20 protein-coding genes are annotated in these 16,981 nt (G+C 31.4%); 13 read left to right on the top strand and 7 right to left on the bottom strand.

From position 1 onward, the window contains the following. The first annotated feature begins 3 nt into the window (after positions 1-3). Genes ACLGLP_RS04075 through flgC form a run of 3 tightly spaced genes read left to right on the top strand, consistent with a single transcriptional unit; the run spans position 4 to position 2,143 of the window. On the top strand, positions 4-1,329 hold the full coding sequence (locus ACLGLP_RS04075; protein ID WP_492113656.1) for a sigma-54 interaction domain-containing protein: 1,326 nt from the start codon (positions 4-6) through the stop codon (positions 1,327-1,329). Between the two features lie 5 nt (positions 1,330-1,334). Next, complete coding sequence (gene flgB, locus ACLGLP_RS04070) at positions 1,335-1,730, top strand: flagellar basal body rod protein FlgB (protein ID WP_492113655.1); 396 nt, start codon at positions 1,335-1,337, stop codon at positions 1,728-1,730. A gap of 2 nt (positions 1,731-1,732) precedes the next feature. Then, complete coding sequence (flgC, locus tag ACLGLP_RS04065) at positions 1,733-2,143, top strand: flagellar basal body rod protein FlgC (protein ID WP_492113654.1); 411 nt, start codon at positions 1,733-1,735, stop codon at positions 2,141-2,143. Between the two features lie 41 nt (positions 2,144-2,184). Here flgC and ACLGLP_RS04060 read toward each other — a convergent pair whose 3' ends face one another. Both ACLGLP_RS04060 and ACLGLP_RS04055 read right to left on the bottom strand, forming a co-directional pair. Next, entirely contained in the window at positions 2,185-3,597 is a 1,413-nt protein-coding gene (locus ACLGLP_RS04060) for an IS110 family RNA-guided transposase (protein WP_492112073.1), read from the bottom strand. Between the two features lie 14 nt (positions 3,598-3,611). Continuing rightward, positions 3,612-3,800 (bottom strand): hypothetical protein, encoded by a 189-nt coding sequence (locus tag ACLGLP_RS04055; RefSeq protein ID WP_492113653.1) that lies wholly within the window; start codon positions 3,798-3,800, stop codon positions 3,612-3,614. Positions 3,801-3,842: 42 nt separating this feature from the next. Here ACLGLP_RS04055 and fliE point away from each other — a divergent pair, with 42 nt between their 5' ends. The 7 genes from fliE to ACLGLP_RS04020 are packed head-to-tail and all read left to right on the top strand — an operon-like array spanning position 3,843 to position 9,731. Further along, the gene (fliE, locus tag ACLGLP_RS04050; protein WP_492113652.1) at positions 3,843-4,133 is read left to right on the top strand and encodes a flagellar hook-basal body complex protein FliE; all 291 of its coding nucleotides are present in this window, start codon (positions 3,843-3,845) and stop codon (positions 4,131-4,133) included. A gap of 19 nt (positions 4,134-4,152) precedes the next feature. Further along, positions 4,153-5,688 carry a flagellar basal-body MS-ring/collar protein FliF gene (gene fliF / locus ACLGLP_RS04045; protein ID WP_492113651.1) on the top strand — a complete coding sequence of 512 codons (1,536 nt, stop codon included), beginning with the start codon at positions 4,153-4,155 and terminating at the stop codon, positions 5,686-5,688. A gap of 15 nt (positions 5,689-5,703) precedes the next feature. Further along, entirely contained in the window at positions 5,704-6,714 is a 1,011-nt protein-coding gene (gene fliG, locus ACLGLP_RS04040) for a flagellar motor switch protein FliG (protein WP_492113650.1), read from the top strand. Continuing rightward, the gene (locus ACLGLP_RS04035) at positions 6,707-7,432 is read left to right on the top strand and encodes a FliH/SctL family protein (protein WP_492113649.1); all 726 of its coding nucleotides are present in this window, start codon (positions 6,707-6,709) and stop codon (positions 7,430-7,432) included. The genes fliG and ACLGLP_RS04035 overlap by 8 nt, the downstream gene beginning before the upstream one ends. After that, positions 7,422-8,735 carry a FliI/YscN family ATPase gene (locus ACLGLP_RS04030; RefSeq protein WP_492113648.1) on the top strand — a complete coding sequence of 438 codons (1,314 nt, stop codon included), beginning with the start codon at positions 7,422-7,424 and terminating at the stop codon, positions 8,733-8,735. Before ACLGLP_RS04035 ends, ACLGLP_RS04030 begins: the two co-directional genes overlap by 11 nt. Then, entirely contained in the window at positions 8,732-9,172 is a 441-nt protein-coding gene (locus ACLGLP_RS04025) for a hypothetical protein (protein ID WP_492113647.1), read from the top strand. Before ACLGLP_RS04030 ends, ACLGLP_RS04025 begins: the two co-directional genes overlap by 4 nt. Then, positions 9,165-9,731 carry a MotE family protein gene (locus tag ACLGLP_RS04020; protein WP_492113646.1) on the top strand — a complete coding sequence of 189 codons (567 nt, stop codon included), beginning with the start codon at positions 9,165-9,167 and terminating at the stop codon, positions 9,729-9,731. Before ACLGLP_RS04025 ends, ACLGLP_RS04020 begins: the two co-directional genes overlap by 8 nt. On the opposite strand, the gene tatC is transcribed toward ACLGLP_RS04020, so the two are convergent. Both tatC and ACLGLP_RS04010 read right to left on the bottom strand, forming a co-directional pair. Next, positions 9,718-10,452, bottom strand: a complete 735-nt coding sequence (gene tatC / locus ACLGLP_RS04015) for a twin-arginine translocase subunit TatC (protein WP_492113645.1) — start codon at positions 10,450-10,452, stop codon at positions 9,718-9,720. The two genes, ACLGLP_RS04020 and tatC, sit on opposite strands and share 14 nt — an antisense overlap. Beyond that, positions 10,428-11,240, bottom strand: a complete 813-nt coding sequence (locus ACLGLP_RS04010; protein ID WP_492113644.1) for a phosphoribosylformylglycinamidine synthase subunit PurQ — start codon at positions 11,238-11,240, stop codon at positions 10,428-10,430. Before ACLGLP_RS04010 ends, tatC begins: the two co-directional genes overlap by 25 nt. A gap of 102 nt (positions 11,241-11,342) precedes the next feature. On the opposite strand from ACLGLP_RS04010, the gene ACLGLP_RS04005 reads away from it, so the two are divergent. After that, positions 11,343-13,871, top strand: coding sequence for a ChaN family lipoprotein (locus ACLGLP_RS04005; protein WP_492113643.1), 2,529 nt, complete (start codon positions 11,343-11,345; stop codon positions 13,869-13,871). A gap of 34 nt (positions 13,872-13,905) precedes the next feature. Here the strand turns inward: ACLGLP_RS04005 and ACLGLP_RS04000 are convergent, their stop codons facing one another. From ACLGLP_RS04000 to ACLGLP_RS03990, 3 genes are all read right to left on the bottom strand, one after another. Then, positions 13,906-14,184, bottom strand: a complete 279-nt coding sequence (locus ACLGLP_RS04000) for an HU family DNA-binding protein (RefSeq protein ID WP_492113642.1) — start codon at positions 14,182-14,184, stop codon at positions 13,906-13,908. A 115-nt stretch (positions 14,185-14,299) separates the two neighbouring features. After that, complete coding sequence (gene mutM, locus ACLGLP_RS03995) at positions 14,300-15,121, bottom strand: bifunctional DNA-formamidopyrimidine glycosylase/DNA-(apurinic or apyrimidinic site) lyase (protein ID WP_492113641.1); 822 nt, start codon at positions 15,119-15,121, stop codon at positions 14,300-14,302. An 8-nt stretch (positions 15,122-15,129) separates the two neighbouring features. Continuing rightward, the gene (locus ACLGLP_RS03990) at positions 15,130-16,203 is read right to left on the bottom strand and encodes an AI-2E family transporter (protein WP_492113640.1); all 1,074 of its coding nucleotides are present in this window, start codon (positions 16,201-16,203) and stop codon (positions 15,130-15,132) included. Positions 16,204-16,328: 125 nt separating this feature from the next. Here ACLGLP_RS03990 and ACLGLP_RS03985 point away from each other — a divergent pair, with 125 nt between their 5' ends. After that, the gene (locus ACLGLP_RS03985) at positions 16,329-16,697 is read left to right on the top strand and encodes an FmdB family zinc ribbon protein (RefSeq protein ID WP_492113639.1); all 369 of its coding nucleotides are present in this window, start codon (positions 16,329-16,331) and stop codon (positions 16,695-16,697) included. 3 nt (positions 16,698-16,700) lie between these two features. Next, the gene (locus ACLGLP_RS03980) at positions 16,701-16,973 is read left to right on the top strand and encodes a DUF1844 domain-containing protein (protein WP_492113638.1); all 273 of its coding nucleotides are present in this window, start codon (positions 16,701-16,703) and stop codon (positions 16,971-16,973) included. Positions 16,974-16,981: the final 8 nt, after the last annotated feature.

Here is a 16,981-nt window from a genome sequence, read left to right as displayed (position 1 = left end):
GTTATGAAGGGAAAAATATGCTTAGTTGGAGATAGTCTGGAAGTTAAACTCCTTAGAGACTTTCTTTCAGAAAGAGGACTTGAGATCTTCTTTTTTAAAAAATCTGAATTTGATTATCATAGAATTCCTTCTCATGTAGATGTAATGGTGTATGAACTTAGCTATGAAGAAACTAAAGATCCTTCTATAGTTGATAAGTTTTTTAAATCGGAATTAAAGTCCGTTGTTTTTCTTGCTAAAAAGGCAGATTTAGAAGATGCCATTGAATTTATAAAGAAGGGAGCTTATGATTTCAAACTTCTTTCAACTCCTTTGGAAATTTTAGAAAAAACAATACTTTATGCACTGGAAGAAAAAAGAATTTTCTGGCAAAATGATACCTTTCTTACTAAAAATCCCTATATGTTGAAAATTCTTAAAAAGTTAGAGGAAGTTGCCTCAAGTAAAGTCCCTATTCTTTTGATAGGTGAATCTGGAACTGGAAAAGAATTACTTTCCAAATACATTCATCAAAAAAGTCCAAGAAGATTTGGACCATTTATAGCTATAAACTGTGCAGCTTTGCCTGAATCTCTTTTAGAATCAGAACTTTTTGGATACGAAAAAGGGGCTTTTTCGGGTGCTATCTTCAGAAAAAAAGGAAAAATTGAACTTGCTGATAAAGGAACTCTTTTGTTAGACGAAATTACCGAAATGCATACTCATCTACAAAGCAAACTTTTAAGAGTTCTTCAAGAAGAAGAGGTAGATCGTTTAGGTGGCTATCAACCTATAAAAGTAGATATAAGACTTATTTCAACCACTAATAAAGACATAGAAAAAGAAGTTGCCGAGGGTCGTTTTAGAATTGATCTTTTTTACAGGATTAATACTATAACTGTCAAAATTCCGTCATTAAGAGAAAGGAAGGAGGATATAGAGTTTTTAGCTTTTTATTTTCTGGAAAAATTTTCCTCCTTATATAATAAGAAAATCAAAGGATTTACGGATAGAGCCTTATCTTTTTTAAAGAATTATTCCTTTCCGGGAAATGTGAGAGAACTAAAAAATATGGTTGAGCGTGCGGTGCTTACCTGTGAAGAAAAATTAATAGATCTGGAAAACTTAATAGATCCTTTTTCTCAAAGCTCTATTTCTTTAGATACAGGCACGGAATTTGCTAAAGATTTAAAAGAGGTGAAACCTCTTTCTGAACTTGAGAGGGAGGCTATTTTGAAAGCTTTAAAAGTGTGTAAAGGTAACAGAACAAAAGCAGCAGAACTTTTAGGAATTACGGTAAGAACCTTAAGAAATAAACTTAAACAATACGAAAAGGAGGGTCTTTTATAGTAGCTATGTTAGGAGTTTTTGAAAAAACTTTTAATCTTGTTAAAACTGCTTTAAAACTTAGATCATATAAACACTCACTTCTTGCTTCAAACATTGCCAATGTTGATACTCCTGGTTACAGAAGAAAAGATATTCCCTTTGAAAAAATTATACAAAGCTACCTTTCTAAAGAAAATTATTTAAAAACCACTCATCCAAAGCATCTAAAAGGCTATAGAAAAAATATAAATGAGCTTATAAAGGTTTATGAAGAAGAAAGTTTAGGAACTCCAAATAATGTAAACCTTGAAGAAGAATTGACTCAACTTACAGAAAATCAAATGCTATATGAGGCAACTCTACAGGCGCTTTCTAAGGAACTGGAAAGGTTAAAAGAAGCAATTACAGAAGGAGGTAGGTAGAAATGAACTTACTTAAAATATCTCAAATAGTGGGCAGTGGACTCTATGCTCAAAGAGTAAGATTAAATATTGCAGCAACCAACATTGCCAATGCTCAAGTAACAAGAACTTTGGAAGGAGGTCCCTACAAAGCTAAAATTGTAGTTTTAAAAGCTGTTCCTATTTCAGAAAAAAATCCTGAACTTAAGGCTGTAAAAGTAGAAAAAATCGTTGATGATCCCTCACCTTTTAAAGAAGTTTATGCCCCGGGACATCCAGATGCGGATGAAAGAGGAATCGTTAAATATCCCAATGTAGATGTTATTACGGAAATGGTAGAGCTTATTTCTGCTGGAAGAGCCTATGAAGCAAACTTAACCGTTCTCTCTACAACAAAAAGTATGATCCTTAGAACCTTAGATTTGTTAAAATAAAGATGGAGGAGTCAACTATCGGAAAATAGGGTAGAAAAATGTTAAACATGGCAAACACCTTCCACCGAAATATGCTTTATTCCTCTTGTAGAAGGAGCAACCAATTCAGGTTTAAAAGTTTCTCCTTTTCTCAACATTGCAAAAATTACTCTTATCAGCTTGTTTGCAAGAGCAATCATAGCCTTTCTAGCACTTCCAAAAGCCTCTTTCTTTCTTCTCCAATACTCCCAAAAAACTTTGTTCCAATTCTTAACTCCATAAGCCATCTGGTAAATAATATCCCTCAAATAAGGGCTACCTCTCTTAGATATTCCTTTTCGGCTCTCCCACTTTCCAGATTGTTTTATTACTGGCTCAAGCCCAGCATACTTTATGAGCTTGGAAGCCTTGCTAAACTTTTTAATATCTCCAATCTCAGCCAAAAATCTGTTAGCAAGATTTTTAGAAATTCCTTTTATAGAACTGATAAGTTCTCTTTCTTTAGGAGACCAATTTTTGAGAGTTTCATCAAGGAAAGTTTCAAGTTCGGCTATTTTTTCCTGAAGAAAGAAATATTCTTTAATGTGAACTTTGAGAGTAGCCTCATAACCTTTATGAGGGATGCCGATAGAGTTTTTGGCAAGGGTTTTAAGAGTTTCTGGAGTAATGGAAGGTTTTCTACCTTTTTCGGAGGTCTCAAGAAGGAAATGATGTATTCTTTTAAGAGGTGCTTTTGCAATATCCTTAGCAGAGGGGAGGTAAAAAAGCATAGTAAGGATGGCTTTAGAGAAGATTTCAACATTTTTCTCAAGTTCTGGGAAAAGGACGGAGAGGCAGGCTTTGATTTGAGTTTTTGTTTTAGCAAGTTCTTTTGTGAGTTTTTGGAGGGTTCTTGCGATGATTTTAGCATCATCTGGGATGGGAGAAGGTTTAAGAAGTTCTGGGTTTTTGAGGGCAAAGAGAGCAAGGAGGAAGGCATCTTTGGGATCAGTTTTAGAAGGAGAAGTAGCCTGATGATATTTAGCAAACTGATAGATGAATTTTGGGTTAACAATGAAGGGTTTAAAGTTTTCGGAGATGAGAAAGGAAGCAAGAGGGATGTGGTATCTGTTGGAAGATTCCATAATAATAGTTACGGGGTTAAGAGTTTGAAGGGTGGAAAGAAAATCTTGAAAGCCTTCAAGGGAGTATGGGAAGGTTCTTCGGCTGATAATTTGAGCTTTTTGGTTGATGATACAGGTTGTGAATTGATTTTTAGAGACATCAATACCGATGTAGTACATAGGCAACCTCCTTGTTATAGGAGTTTTAGTGAAATAGTCCCTCACTCCATCCTCCCGTGTGGCAAGGGCTTTAGAGCCCAACCAACTTATTCGGAGTGGAGGGACAGAGGGACAGACTCCTCTGCGGGCTTGATAGCCCAGAAAAAATGGAGTTCTTGTCCCTCGCCTTTTAAAATTTTGAAACTTAACCATGGTTATATTATAAACTAATTTACTGCAGGAGGAGTTTTAGTGAAATAGTCCCTCACTCCATCCTCCCGTGTGGCAAGGGCTTTAGAGCCCAACCAACTTATTCGGAGTGGAGGGACAGAGGGACAGACTCCTCTGCGGGCTTGATAGCCCAGAAAAAATGGAGTTCTTGTCCCTCGCCTTTTAAAATTTTGAAACTTAACCATGGTTATATTATAAACTAATTTACTGCAGGAGGAGGCTAAAAAATGAAAATAAATAATTTAGGTTTTCAAATCAAAAATTTACCGTTTACCAAAAAAAACTCTGTAGAAAATAAGCTCGACTTTAAAAACTTTCTTATTAAAAAAATAAAGGAAATTGATACTTCTCAAAAGGAAGCACAAAAAATGTTAGAATCCCTTGCCAAGGGTGAGGATATAGATTTTTCAGAAGTTGCCCTTGCTATTTCTAAAGCTGATTTAAATTTCAAATTGCTTTTAAGAATAAGAAACAAGATTTTGGAAGCTTACCAAGAAATTATGAGAATGCAAATTTAACAAATAAAAGAGCTAAAAAATGGATTTAAGGGCTATTCCAGCTCAATTAAAAGATTTTTGGAATAAATTAGACAAAAAACAAAAATTATTTCTTATAGGTGGAACCATAGGTATAACTTTGTTTTTACTTTTGAGTATTTGGTTATACAATCAAACGAAATGGGGACTTCTTTATAGAGGACTTGATGAACAAACTACTGGTCAAATTGTTCAATATCTCAAGGAACAAAAAATTCCTTACAAAGTAGAAGCTGATGGAAGTATATATGTGCCAAAAGATAAAGTTCCTGAGTTGAGAATAGAAATAGCAAGTAAAGGATTAGTAGGTGGTGGAGGTCCAGGTTTTGAACTTTTTGATAAAGAAAAAATGGGACTTACCGAATTCCAAGAAAAGGTAACCTATCAAAGAGCTTTAGAAGGGGAATTAGCAAGAACCATTATGGGAATTAAAGGAATAAAATCTGCAAGGGTTCATCTTGCTTTGCCTAAGGAAAGTATATTTATAGAAGAAGAAAAACCTCCCAAGGCTTCAGTATTGATAGAATTAAAACCTGGCTATCAATTAACCCCTTCTCAAATAAAAGGAATTGTCAACTTGGTAAGCGGTGCTGTGCCTAAGCTTGAACCACAAAATGTAACTATAGTTGATGCTAACACAGGAAAAAGTCTTTATACACCTTCAGAAGAGGAAGAGTTGCCAGCTACTGCTTTTGCTTACAAGAAAAAGATGGAAAAAGAACTAAAGGAAAAAATAGAGGAAATACTTTCTGGAGCTTTAGGATATGGAAAAGCCATTGCTCAAGTTTGGGTAGATCTTTCCTTTGACAAAGAAAGTATTGTAGAAGAAACATACGATCCTGAGGGAACAGCTGTAGTTTCTGAAGAAACTGAAGAAGAACAAAAAACAAGTAGAGTTCCTGAAGAAGGTGGAGAAGCTGGTGTAAAGGGAGCACTTCTTCAAAAGATGGAAGCTACAACACCTCAAACTCAGGGAGAATCTTATATTAAAAAAAGAAGCCTCAAAAACTATGAAGTAAGTAAAAAAGTCAGAAATCTTGAAATTTCTCCAGGAAGTATTAAAAAAATAAGTGTAGCTGTATTAGTTGATAAAAGTGCCTTAGGAGAAAATGCAACAGCAAAGCTTTCTTGGATTGAAGAGTTAGTAAAAGGTGCTATAGGTTATAATCCCGATAGAGGAGATGAGGTTAAGATTCAAACCGAAGAATTTGTAAAAATTCCTACAGCAAAACCTGGAATTATGGATTATGTAGTTCAGTTTTACAAGCCAGTTTTATTAATTGGGGCTTTAATTCTTTTATATCTTTTTGTTGTAAGACCTCTTATTAAAGCCCTTACAACACCAAAGCCTACTCCAGTTGAAGCACCTCCTGTTCCTCCAAGTGTACCCACTCCACCAGAAGAAGAATTAGGACCTTTGCCTCAGGAAATTGCTCTGGGAATTATAAAAAGTCAACCTGAAAAAGCAGCTATGCTTGTTAAAAAATGGCTTTTAGAGGAAACTGTTGAAGAAAGAAAGAAAGAAAGCTTTAACTGAGGCTGGATACTAAAAATGGCTAAAATAGATCCCAATAAATTAACAGGACCGCAAAAAGCAGCTATTTTTTTGATGTTAATGGGAGAAGAATTTACCTCTGAAGTTTATAAATACTTAGATGAAGAGGATATCAAAAGAATTGGTATTGAGATGGCTAAAATTGAATATATTCCTTCTGAAGCAGTCAAAAAGGTTTTAGAAGAGGCAAATATTGAAGCAAGGGACTTATTAGTAGACATTAATGTTGTCCCGGAGGAATTTCTGAAACAGAGCTTAGTTAAAGCTTATGGAGAAAAGGGTAAAGAAATTTATGAAGAAATTAAAAAAGAAATTGGTCCGGAGATCTTTAAGAAACTAAGAAAACTCGATCCAAAAACTATTGCAAGTTTTCTTTCACAGGAGCATCCTCAAACCATTGCTATTATTTTAGTTCACCTTGATCCGTTTTTAGCTGGACAGGTTCTTCAACTTCTTCCTGAAAGAATAAGAGGTGAAGTATTGTTAAGAATTGCTCTTTTAGATAAAGTTGATCCAGAAATAGTGAAAGAAATAAGTGATTCCTTAGAAGCTGAGCTTCAAAGTGTGGGAGGAGCCCTGGGTAAAAAAATAGGGGGACCAGAAAAGGCTGCAGAAATTTTATCTCACGCAGGAAGAGAACTGGAAGATGAACTTTTAACCGAAATTGAAGATGAAAACCCTGATTTAGCTGAGGAAATAAGAAAATATCTATTTACCTTTGAAGACTTTATTAAAGTTGACGATTTTGCCATCCAGACCCTTCTGAGAGAGATTTCAACTGATGACCTCAAATTAGCTTTAAAGGGTGCCTCTCCGGAAGTAAAAGAAAAATTCTTTAGAAATATGAGTAAACGCGCCGCAGACCTTCTCAAAGAAGAATTGGAAATGATGCCTCCAGTAAGAATTACAGAAGTTGAAAAGGCTCAGCAAAATATAATAAGAACAGCTAAAAAATTAGAACAAGAAGGAAAAATCGTTCTTACAAGAGGAGAAGAAGAATTTGTCTAAAATTTTAAAAACTAATGAAAAAAATAAGGTTTCTATTATTAAACCCGCTTTAACACCTGTAGAAGAGGAAAAATTTTATTCTCTTTTTGAAATAAACTTGGAAAATTCTTATAAATCTAAAAAAAATTTAGAAACTGAAGAGGAAAAACTTAAAAAGGAAGGATTTGAAAAAGGTTATAAGGAAGGATTTAACAAAGGCTACCATGAAGGACATCAAAAGGGATATAAAGAAGGTTTTGATAAAGGAAAAAAGGAAGCCGAAAATGAATATAAAAAGCTTGAGGCAAAATTAGAAAGTGATTTCCGGGAAAAAATCCAGACAATAAACACATTTTTGAAAAATTTAGAAGAAGAGACTAAAAACTTAATAATAAACATGGATAAAGAAGTCTTGAACTTAGCTTTAGATATAGCTAATAAAATGGTTTTAAAGGAGATCCAAATAGATTCAGAAGTTCCGCTAAGAATAATAAGAGAAGCTTTAAATTATATTGCTGAAGGGACAGAACTACACATTAAAGTAAATCCAGAGGAATATCAATTTTTAAAGGAAAATTTTTCAAAATATTTTTCTCCTTCACAAAAGATTAAATTAATTCCTGATGAATCTATTTCAAAGGGAGGGGTATTTATTGAAACTTCTTTAGGAGTAATAGATGCAACTTTTGAAAAAAGATGGAAAATGCTTTTGGATACCCTTTTAAAAAATGAAAGTTAAAAGTTTAAAAGAATATAGAAAGGAACTTTCCAAGGCAATTCCCTTTGAAATCTATGGTTATGTAACTAAACTTCTTGGGTTAACCATTGAAAGTAGCGGACCTTTTTTAAAAGTGGGAGATCTTTGCAGAATTGAAGGAAGAAATGCCAATTTAATTGCTGAGGTTATAGGTTTTAAAGAGAACAAATTACTACTTACTGCTCTGGGGGATATAAAAGGAATTGAAGTTGGGGCAAAGGTTTTTCCCATAGGTTCTTCCTATGCACCTGTTGGAGAGGATTTTCTTGGTAGAATAGTAGATGCCTTAGGAAATCCTTTAGACAATAAAAAAAAGCCCAAAATTTCTGAGTTTTATCCATTACACGGAGAACCTCTAAAACCTTTAGAAAGAGCTCCTATTAAAGAAATATTAGATGTAGGAGTAAAGGCTATAAATGCCCTTTTAACTATAGGGAGGGGGCAAAGGGTTGCTATAATGGCTGGTTCTGGGGTAGGTAAAAGTACTCTTCTTGGAATGATTGCAAGATATACAAAAGCAGATGTAAATGTTATTGCTTTAATAGGAGAAAGGGGAAGAGAAGTAAGGGAATTTATAGAAAGGGATCTTAAGGAAGAGGGCTTAAGGAAGTCAGTAGTTGTTGTTGCAACCTCTGATGAGGCACCTTCCATAAGAATAAGAGCAGCTTATTATGCTACTTCCTTAGCTGAGTATTTTAGAGATAAAGGCTACAAGGTTCTCCTTCTTATGGATTCTTTAACCAGATTTTGTATGGCTGGAAGAGAAATAGGACTTGCAGGAGGAGAACCACCAACAGCTCGTGGATATACCCCTTCTGTATTTGCAATGCTACCAAAGCTTTTAGAAAGGGTTGGTCCAAAAATTGGTGCAAGGGATATAACAGGAATTTATAATGTACTTGTTGAAGGAGATGATTTAAATGATCCCATTGCAGATTCAGTAAGAAGCATTGTAGACGGTCACATCGTTCTTTCAAGAGACCTCGCTCACGAAGGACATTATCCACCTATTGATGTTCTTTCAAGTATAAGCAGGGTTATGAAAGATATTGTCTCAAAAGAGCAATTAGACTTAGCTTACCAAACTATTGCTATTTTAGCTACTTACAAAAAGGCTGAAGACCTTATAAATATTGGAGCTTATGTTAAAGGCTCCAATCCTGAAATAGATAGAGCTCTTTCTTTAATAGGAGATCTTAAAAATTTTTTACGCCAGTCAGTTGAAGAATGTTATTCCTATGAAGATTCCGTAAGTTTATTAAAGGAAATTCTAAATAAAAAATGAAAAGAAAATTAGAAATTTTAAAACTCTTAACCTGGTACAAAGGTCTTCAAGAAGAACAGGCAAAAATAAGGGTGATAAATTGTAGAACAAACTTAAAAAAACTTTTACAAGAAAAGGAAGAAATCATTTCTCTAAGAAAAAATTGTTACAGTTTTTTGGAAAAGGAACGTATCTTAAGTGGAGAGGAGTTAAAATACATACTATTTCAAGCAGAAAAAAGTTTAGAATTTGAAAAAGCAATAAATAAAAAAATTGAAACGCAAAGAGAAGAACTCAAATCCCTCTTAAAAATTTTAGAAAAGGCTTACAAAGAAAGAAAATTAATGGAAACTTCAAAAAACAAAGTTCAACAATTGTGGAATATGGAAATTACTAAAAAATTTTATAGAGAATTAGATGATCTAATTCTTTTAAGAAAAGGAAGATCTTATGCATAGCATTTTGAAAATTAAAAAGCTTTTAAAACCCCTTTTAAAAACCAAAAATGTTTTGGGATTTTTAATCTTTTTAGGGATTATCAAATTTTTTCTTGTTATTGGCTTAATTTCTACTAAGGTTTATAAAGTAGAAGCAAAAGAAGAAAATGTTTTAACAGGATGTCCTCCTGAATTTTCTGAAATTCTTGTTTTGGAGCGAGCAAAACTTTATGAAAAAGCTAAAGAATTAGAACTCAGAGAAAAGAAATTAAACCTTTTAGAAAAAAGAATTCATGAACAAATAGCAGCTTTAAAAGATTTAGAAGCTACTATTGATAAAAAACTTTCGCAAATTGAAACTATTCAAGATCAAAGAGTTAAACTTTTAGTTAGGGCTATATCTGAGATGAGAGCCTCAAAGGCTGCTGAAGTTTTAATAAATATGGATAAAGAAATGGCTGTTAAGATATTAAGCCAACTAAAAAGCTCACAAATAGCAAGCATTCTCAGTGCCATGCCTCCTGACAAAGCCGCATCTTTATCCGAAGCTTTATCTGGTTATCCTCCTAAGGAGTATTAGAGTAAAAGATTTTACCAAGTATCAGTCCCAATTCAAATAAAATATATAAGGGGACTGCAAGGAGTGACATATTAAAAGCATCTGGAGTAGGAGTAATTAAAGCTGCAATTACCACAATAACGAAGAAAATTTCCTTCCTGTATTTGCCAATTTTCATAGGATTAATTATTTTTGCCATAGAAAGAAAACAAATAAATAATGGCAGTTCAAAAATCAATCCAAAAGCAAGTACAAAAAAACAAAAAAAATTGACAAAATGGCCAAGAGAAATGGCAGGTTCAATCCTTTCCGTTCTAAATGAAATTAAAAACTTTATTCCATACGGAAGTGTAATTTCATAGCTAAAAAAAACTCCTAAATAAAAAAGAAAGACACCTAAAAAATAAAAGAGCCAGAAAAGAGATTTTTTAAATGAAAAAAGAATGTTTAAAAAGGAAAGAAAGAAATACCATAAAAAGGGAAAAAGAAGGATAAGAGTTAGAATAAAGGAAAATTTTAAAAGAGAAACCAAAGGTTCAGAAATACTGTAAAAGATGAATTTTTGATGATAGCTATCTTGGAGATATTTTAAAATGTAAGGAGAAAGCAAAAAAAATGTTAAATAAACTGTAAACAATAGAATTAGTATAAGAATTCCTTTACTTTTCCATAATTTCAAAAATTTCTTTAAAAATTGGGCTATTTTTTTTGAATTCATCAAAAGATGTTTTCTTTCACCCACTCTACAGCATTTTTAAAAATGTAAAGTCCTTGTGCTATTTTGGTTTTTTCTCTTGTCCAGCGTGGATGATTGGTAAAGTGGTTAAAAGCTTCTGGATGAGGCATAAGACCAAATATCCTCCCCGAAGGATCACATATTCCTGCTATTGCTTCCTGAGAACCATTGGGATTAAAGGGATATTCAGAAGTAGGTTCTTTACTTTCAGGATTTATGTATTGAAGGGCAATTTGATTGTTTTTCTTTAGCTCTTCTAAAATCTTTTCACTTTCTGCTATAAAATTTCCTTCTCCATGTCTCACTGGAAGATATAATTCCTCAAGGCCTTTTAAAAAAACACAAGGAGAATGTGGATTCACTTTTAAATAAACCCATCTATCTTCAAATTTTCCTGATTTATTGTAAGTAAGGGTTACTTTTCTCTGTCCTAAATATTTACCTCCTGGAAGCAAGCCCATTTTTACTAAAAGCTGAAATCCATTACATATTCCAATTATGAGTCCTCCTTGATCAAGAAACTTTAACAATTCTTCCCAAAGAGAAATCTTTCCTTGAATCTTAAGATACCTAAAGCGATGAGCGCAGGCTTGAGCACTACCAAGATGATCTCCATCTAAAAACCCACCAGGAAAACATAAAATATGATAATCTTTAATTCTTTTTTCCCCAGAAAAAATCTCAGAAAGATGAACAATTTCTGGATCAGCTCCACACATTTTAAAAGAATAAGCTGTCTCTGTTTCGCAATTTATACCGTATCCCCACAAGACAAGCACTTTAACTTTTTTCATATAATCCGATGTTCTTTGCAAATTTCAGTTTCTTTAGTATAGTAATAACATAACCTTGTTATTATATTTCAAAAAATTTATTTTTCAAAAACTTAAGTTTTTATGAGATTTTTTCTTTTAATTTTATTTTCTTTGATATTGCTTTTACCAAATCTTTCGTTAGGAGCTCCTCCTTTTCTGAAAATAGAATTGAATTTTTATCCAGAATTAAACCTTCTTAAAGGTAATCTTTCTACTAAACTTTACTTTAATGAAAACTATAAATTTACAACCTCTGACCTTTTTATAGAAGAAATTAAAGCTACTTCAGGTATTTTTCTTTCTGAGGAAAATGAATTCTTAAAAGTTTCCAACGAAAAAGATTCAGGGTTCTTAGAAATTTCTTTTGAAAAAACAGTTAACCCTCTGCTCTTACCCATTACAATTATTTATCCCCCTTTCCCTTATCCTGATAAACCTTTTACTTATGAAGTCACTATTAGGCTTCCTTCAAACAGAAACATAGAAATCTTAATGCCCTCAGAAGAAACAGAAATTAAAGAAGAAAAGGATTTCTTAGTATATACTTTTAAAGTACAAACACCTGTTTTACTTCCCTGTATAGTTTTGAGCACCACACAAATGAAAAAAGAAAAATTTTTTTTAAAAAATTTTAATCTTTATTTCTGCTATTTTCCTCAAATAGATAATTTATCACCTAAGGATTTTAAAAACTTAATTGAAGAATTAAAACCCTTAGTTCCTTACTTGAAAAATATAGGAGGTGATTTTTCCCCTTTTAAAAATCTTTACATAATTGTTTCTAACAACATTTCAGAAACAAAAAGTTTTTCAAATATTTTACTTATCAATCCTTTTCTTTTAAAAGATCCCAAACAAATTCTGCATCTCCTTGCAAAGAAAAAACTTGAAGATGGTCTTTTTTTAGAAAACGACGAAATAAAAGATGGACTAATCACTTATTTAATTGATTATCAACTTGCTGAAAATAAGAAAACTTTCAGAAAGTTAAAGGCCCTTTATCCTGAAGAAAAAAGCAAAAACTTTTTTTACTTTTTATTTTTATCTCAGAATATAGGTGAGAAGGAACTGATAAAACTTTTTAAAAAATTTTACGAAGCTAATATTTTCAGTGTTAAAACCTGGGATGACTTTTTGAACTTTGTAAAAGAATCCTATCCAGAGTTTGAAACTTATTTAGTTCCATACCAAAAATTTCAAAAATTAAATTTAGAAGGAAAAGTGATTGATATAAAAAAAGTTGAAAATTTTTATTGGATACACTTAATTATAAACACAAATTCTACCCTTATAGATCTTGTTAATTCTATTCCTGTTACTCTTAAAATCGTGAAAGAAAGTGGGGTAGAACTTTATGTTTTGCAACTAAAAAAATCGTTTCAAAATTTTAACATATCTGTAAAAGAAAAACCAAAAGCTATTTATCTTGATCCTGAATATATGCTTTGGAGAAATTTAAATTTTGAAGAAATTCCTAATTCTATTGGTAAACTTTTTTATCATCCAGGGGTTATTTTTGTTAAAATAGAGCAATTTTTGCTTTATAAGGACATAATAGACTTTTTTAGAAATATTGGTTATAAACTATCCTTTTCTTTAGTGGATCCTTTTAATAATTCTCAGGAATTACAAAACCTCATTTATTTGGACACCCCTCCCATACCTTGGCATTTTATCCCACCTTCAAAAGGTTTTTATTTGAAGGTCATTCCTAACCCTTTTCATCCTGAATATAGTATCGGATATATATACATTTCATCTAAAGATGAGTGTAATTCAATTTTCTCTCATCTGAGTTTTTTAAATCTTTACTCTGAAATTCTGCTTCAGTCCGGAAAAGTTCTTTTAAAAAGAGAAGATAACGCTATAGAAGGTATTCCCATTTATCTTTCTTCTTTACCTCAAAAAGATCTCTCTCCAAGAAAAGTAGCTTTTAATTTCATCAATTCTCAAATAATTATCTTAGGAGTAGAGGAAAATTCTTTATCTTCTCAAGATTTTTTAAAACCCTTTCTTGATAATATTTATGCTTTAAATACTAATCTTATTTTAGCTTTAGATTTACCCCTTTCTTTTCAAAAACTTTTTGAAGATTATTTTGAAAATAAAGTTTCCGAATCTCAATTTAAGGAAGCTATAAAAGATGCAGGTATATCCAATCCATCAACACTTTTAGAAATTATAAATTGGGCAAAAAGCAACAAAATAAAAGCTTTTGTAATAGGTGAAAAGCCTGATTTATCATCAAAAATATTAACTAAAGGATTAAAAGGGCTTTCTACAGAAGATTTTCTAAATCTACCTGAAATAGACCTATTTAATCCTGATTACAAAGATTATTTATACGATTTATTCACTTCCTCAAAAGATCTTCAAAAATATAGTTTTGAGAGTTTTTATGAAGCTCAAATTTTTAAAATTGAAAACTTAGCTGAAAATATTAAAAATCTTTTAGATTTGTTTAAAGACAACCAGATTGTTGTTATTACTTATAAGTACTTAGTAGACAAAAAATACAAACTTGCTTACTACTTGCAAAAGAGAAACATTTTAAATTTTAAAATATTAATCTTGGATTCAGAAAAACTTGAAATTTTAGAAAACCAGTAATTAAACGGGGGCAATAGCCCCCATTTAAAAAATGTTATTTCCCTTGAGCCGCCTCTTCAAGTTTTTTGCCTGGTTTAAACTTTACTACCTTTTTAGCAGGAATCTTAATGGGCTTACCGGTTCTTGGATTTCTTCCTTCTCTTGCTGCTCTTTTAACTAGCTGAAAGCTTCCAAATCCAACCAATACAACCTTATCCCCTTTTGATATGGCTTCTTCAACAGCTTTCATAAAGGCATCTAAAAGTTTCTCTGCTGCTGCTTTAGGAACCTCTGCAATTTCTGCCATTCTTTTAACTAATTCTGCCTTATTCATACTCCCCTCCTTTTATTTGAGTTTTTCTTATTTTTATTTTTTATACGAATTTTTAAAAAATTGTCAAGTTTTTTTTAAAGATAAAACGATAAATTCTTATAAAATTTTTGTAAATTTACATAAAAACTTGTTGACAATTTTGACAATAAAAAGTTCCTCTTTGAGATATTTTTTGATATTTCAAAGGCTCCCCACACTCTGGACAGGGATAACCCGCTTTACCATAAACTAAAAGTCTTTCCTGAAAATTTCCCTTTTTACCTTTAGCATCTACATAGTCTTTAATTGAAGTCCCCTTTAAATCTATAGCTTCTTTGAGTAAATTTTTCATCTGAAAAAACAGTTTTTCTATTTCTTCCTCTTTTAGCTCATTTGAAAATTTAAAAGGATTTACTTTAGCTCTGAAAAGGAGTTCATTTGTATAAATATTGCCAAGACCAGAAATGATCCTTTGATCCATCAATAAATCTTTAACCCTCCTTTTTTTACTTTTAAATATGTTTTTAAACTCGTCAAATTCTATTTCTAAAGCATCTTTCCCAAGTTTCTCTAATTCCTTTAATTTTTTAAATTCTTTAACTTTTTTAATTTTTCCGAACTTTCTTATGTCAAAATAATTCAATACATGCTTCTCAAATTCAAAAATCAATATAAGATGTTTTTGTTCCTTTTTAAAACTTAAATCTTTTTCTTGAAGGATAAAAAAACCTGTTAAACCTAAGTGAAAAAGAAGAAGCTCTTTTTCAAATAAGAAAATCAAATACTTTCCTTTTCTTTTAACAGAAAGAAGTTTTGTATTTATAAGAGTATTTAGATTTTCAACTTTATTTTTAAGTAAAAAAGGGGGATCAAAAATCTTTATATTTATTAATGTTTGCCCTTTTAATTCTTTTTCTAAATCTTTTCTAATGGTTTCTACTTCAGGAAGTTCAGGCATAATATATTCTATTCAAGAACTTTCATTTTATAAATTTCAATTATAGATAAAACAAGACCAAGAATTACAGGACCAAGAAATAATCCTAAAGCTCCAAATTGGGCAAGTCCACCGAGAACAGAAAAAAATATGAGGAGGTTGTGAATCTTAGTTTTTTCCCCAATAAAAACCGGTTTCAAAACATTATCAACTTGAGCAATTATTAAAACTGAACAGAGGAAAAGAATAAAGGCTTTGGCATATTTTCCTATGATTAAAAGATATATAATAAGGGGACCCCAGATCAGACTTGTTCCAAAAACAGGTATGAAAGAAGCAATTAAAGTAAGAAAAGCCCAGAGCAAATATTGAGGTATTCCCAAGACTAAATATATAAAAAATGCAAGAACTCCTTGAGCAAGAGCTGTTAAAACATTACCATACAAAACCCCCTTCAATATTAGGGACACTCTATTTAAGATTTTTTCTTTTTCTTCCTTATCTCCGGGAATAAGATTGAAAACCTCATTTACAAATTTTTCTCCGTCAATTAAAAAATAGTATAAAGTAATTAAAGTAAACGCCATTTGAAAACCAAAAGAGAATAAAAATTTGATAAAATTTTTAAAAAACTCAAATCCACTTTGAAGTAAATTCGTGACAAATTGCGCAATTTTTTCTTGAAAATTAGGAAGATAAAGCTGAATTTGATTGATAATTTTAGAAGCAAGTTCATAAAGATGAGGATAACTTTTTAAAGATTCAACAAATTCAATTAAATCCTTTTGAGTAATAGGCTCTAAACTTTCTAAGAAGGAAACGGTCTGAGAATAAAAATTTAAAAGAATCAAGCTAAAAGGTCCTATTATAAAAATCAAAAGACAAACTATTATAAATAAAGCTGAGAGCCTTTTTTTTCTTTTAAACTTGAGATAAACAAATTTATAAACCGGGTGAATAAAAAAAGCTAAAATAGCTGCCCAGCAAAAAATATTGAAAAGAGGAGTTAGTAGGTATAAAAAAAGCAACAATATAATGAAAGCTAAAACTATTAATATCCAATTGCTTAAGTTTTTAAACGGAATTTTTTCAAGGTTGTTCATACTAAAGTTTGAGTATAAAGCATTTTAATAAATTTTGAAGATATTTTTAAAAAGTTACGAAACTGTTCTAAAATCGTTGATTTAGGCTTTCTTGTAAAGTTTAAAATAAATATTATAATAAAAACATGCCTATTTATGAGTTCAGATGTGAAATATGTGGAGAAATTTTTGAAGCTTTACAAAAGATGGGTGAGGATTTTCCTCCTTGCCCTAAATGTAATTCAAGTTATGTAATAAAATTACCCTCTATCTTTGGTTTTCAAGATAGAAGTGCAAGAGTTTCTGAAAGGGAAAAAGCCATTTTAAAGAGAGCAAGAGATTACTTAATAGATGGAAAGGTTAAGGATGCTAAAAGATTTTTGGAAAAGGCTAAAGAATTTTGTCCCACCGATAAAATTAAAAAGCTTCATGATACTTTAGCTGAGAGAAAGCCTATAAAAGGTGGGTATATCTGTAGAACTGAACTTATAGTAACTAAAAAGAAGGAGAAATAAGCTATGAGTAAAGAAAATGATGAAATTTTTTCCAATCTCATAACTTTTAGCACTTTCATTCTTTCTTTAAATACAGCTGCATTAGTTCATTTAGGAGAAATTCCAGATCCTATAACCAATAAAAAACAAGTAAATTTAACCCTTGCCAAACAAACCATAGATACTCTTGAAATGTTAAAAGAGAAAACAAAGGGTAATCTCTCCATAGACGAAGAAAAGCTTTTACAAAGTATTATTTATGAACTCAAACTAAAATTCTTAAAATTAGTTGAATAGTTTTTATC

Source organism: Caldimicrobium sp. SLHALR3 (assembly GCF_058692735.1).
The sequence above is the reverse complement of the archived record's forward strand: the minus strand, read 5'-3'. Positions and strand labels throughout refer to the sequence as shown.

Bases quoted from the DNA above. Each gene is read 5' to 3' on its own strand.
- ACLGLP_RS04075 (WP_492113656.1), top strand. From the start codon at position 4: ATGAAGGGAAAAATATGCTTAGTTGGAGATAGTCTGGAAGTTAAACTC.
- flgB (WP_492113655.1), top strand. From the start codon at position 1,335: ATGTTAGGAGTTTTTGAAAAAACTTTTAATCTTGTTAAAACTGCTTTA.
- flgC (WP_492113654.1), top strand. From the start codon at position 1,733: ATGAACTTACTTAAAATATCTCAAATAGTGGGCAGTGGACTCTATGCT.
- ACLGLP_RS04060 (WP_492112073.1), bottom strand. From the start codon at position 3,597: ATGGTTAAGTTTCAAAATTTTAAAAGGCGAGGGACAAGAACTCCATTT.
- ACLGLP_RS04055 (WP_492113653.1), bottom strand. From the start codon at position 3,800: ATGGTTAAGTTTCAAAATTTTAAAAGGCGAGGGACAAGAACTCCATTT.
- fliE (WP_492113652.1), top strand. From the start codon at position 3,843: ATGAAAATAAATAATTTAGGTTTTCAAATCAAAAATTTACCGTTTACC.
- fliF (WP_492113651.1), top strand. From the start codon at position 4,153: ATGGATTTAAGGGCTATTCCAGCTCAATTAAAAGATTTTTGGAATAAA.
- fliG (WP_492113650.1), top strand. From the start codon at position 5,704: ATGGCTAAAATAGATCCCAATAAATTAACAGGACCGCAAAAAGCAGCT.
- ACLGLP_RS04030 (WP_492113648.1), top strand. From the start codon at position 7,422: ATGAAAGTTAAAAGTTTAAAAGAATATAGAAAGGAACTTTCCAAGGCA.
- ACLGLP_RS04025 (WP_492113647.1), top strand. From the start codon at position 8,732: ATGAAAAGAAAATTAGAAATTTTAAAACTCTTAACCTGGTACAAAGGT.
- ACLGLP_RS04020 (WP_492113646.1), top strand. From the start codon at position 9,165: ATGCATAGCATTTTGAAAATTAAAAAGCTTTTAAAACCCCTTTTAAAA.
- ACLGLP_RS04010 (WP_492113644.1), bottom strand. From the start codon at position 11,240: ATGAAAAAAGTTAAAGTGCTTGTCTTGTGGGGATACGGTATAAATTGC.
- ACLGLP_RS04005 (WP_492113643.1), top strand. From the start codon at position 11,343: ATGAGATTTTTTCTTTTAATTTTATTTTCTTTGATATTGCTTTTACCA.
- ACLGLP_RS04000 (WP_492113642.1), bottom strand. From the start codon at position 14,184: ATGAATAAGGCAGAATTAGTTAAAAGAATGGCAGAAATTGCAGAGGTT.
- mutM (WP_492113641.1), bottom strand. From the start codon at position 15,121: ATGCCTGAACTTCCTGAAGTAGAAACCATTAGAAAAGATTTAGAAAAA.
- ACLGLP_RS03990 (WP_492113640.1), bottom strand. From the start codon at position 16,203: ATGAACAACCTTGAAAAAATTCCGTTTAAAAACTTAAGCAATTGGATA.
- ACLGLP_RS03985 (WP_492113639.1), top strand. From the start codon at position 16,329: ATGCCTATTTATGAGTTCAGATGTGAAATATGTGGAGAAATTTTTGAA.
- ACLGLP_RS03980 (WP_492113638.1), top strand. From the start codon at position 16,701: ATGAGTAAAGAAAATGATGAAATTTTTTCCAATCTCATAACTTTTAGC.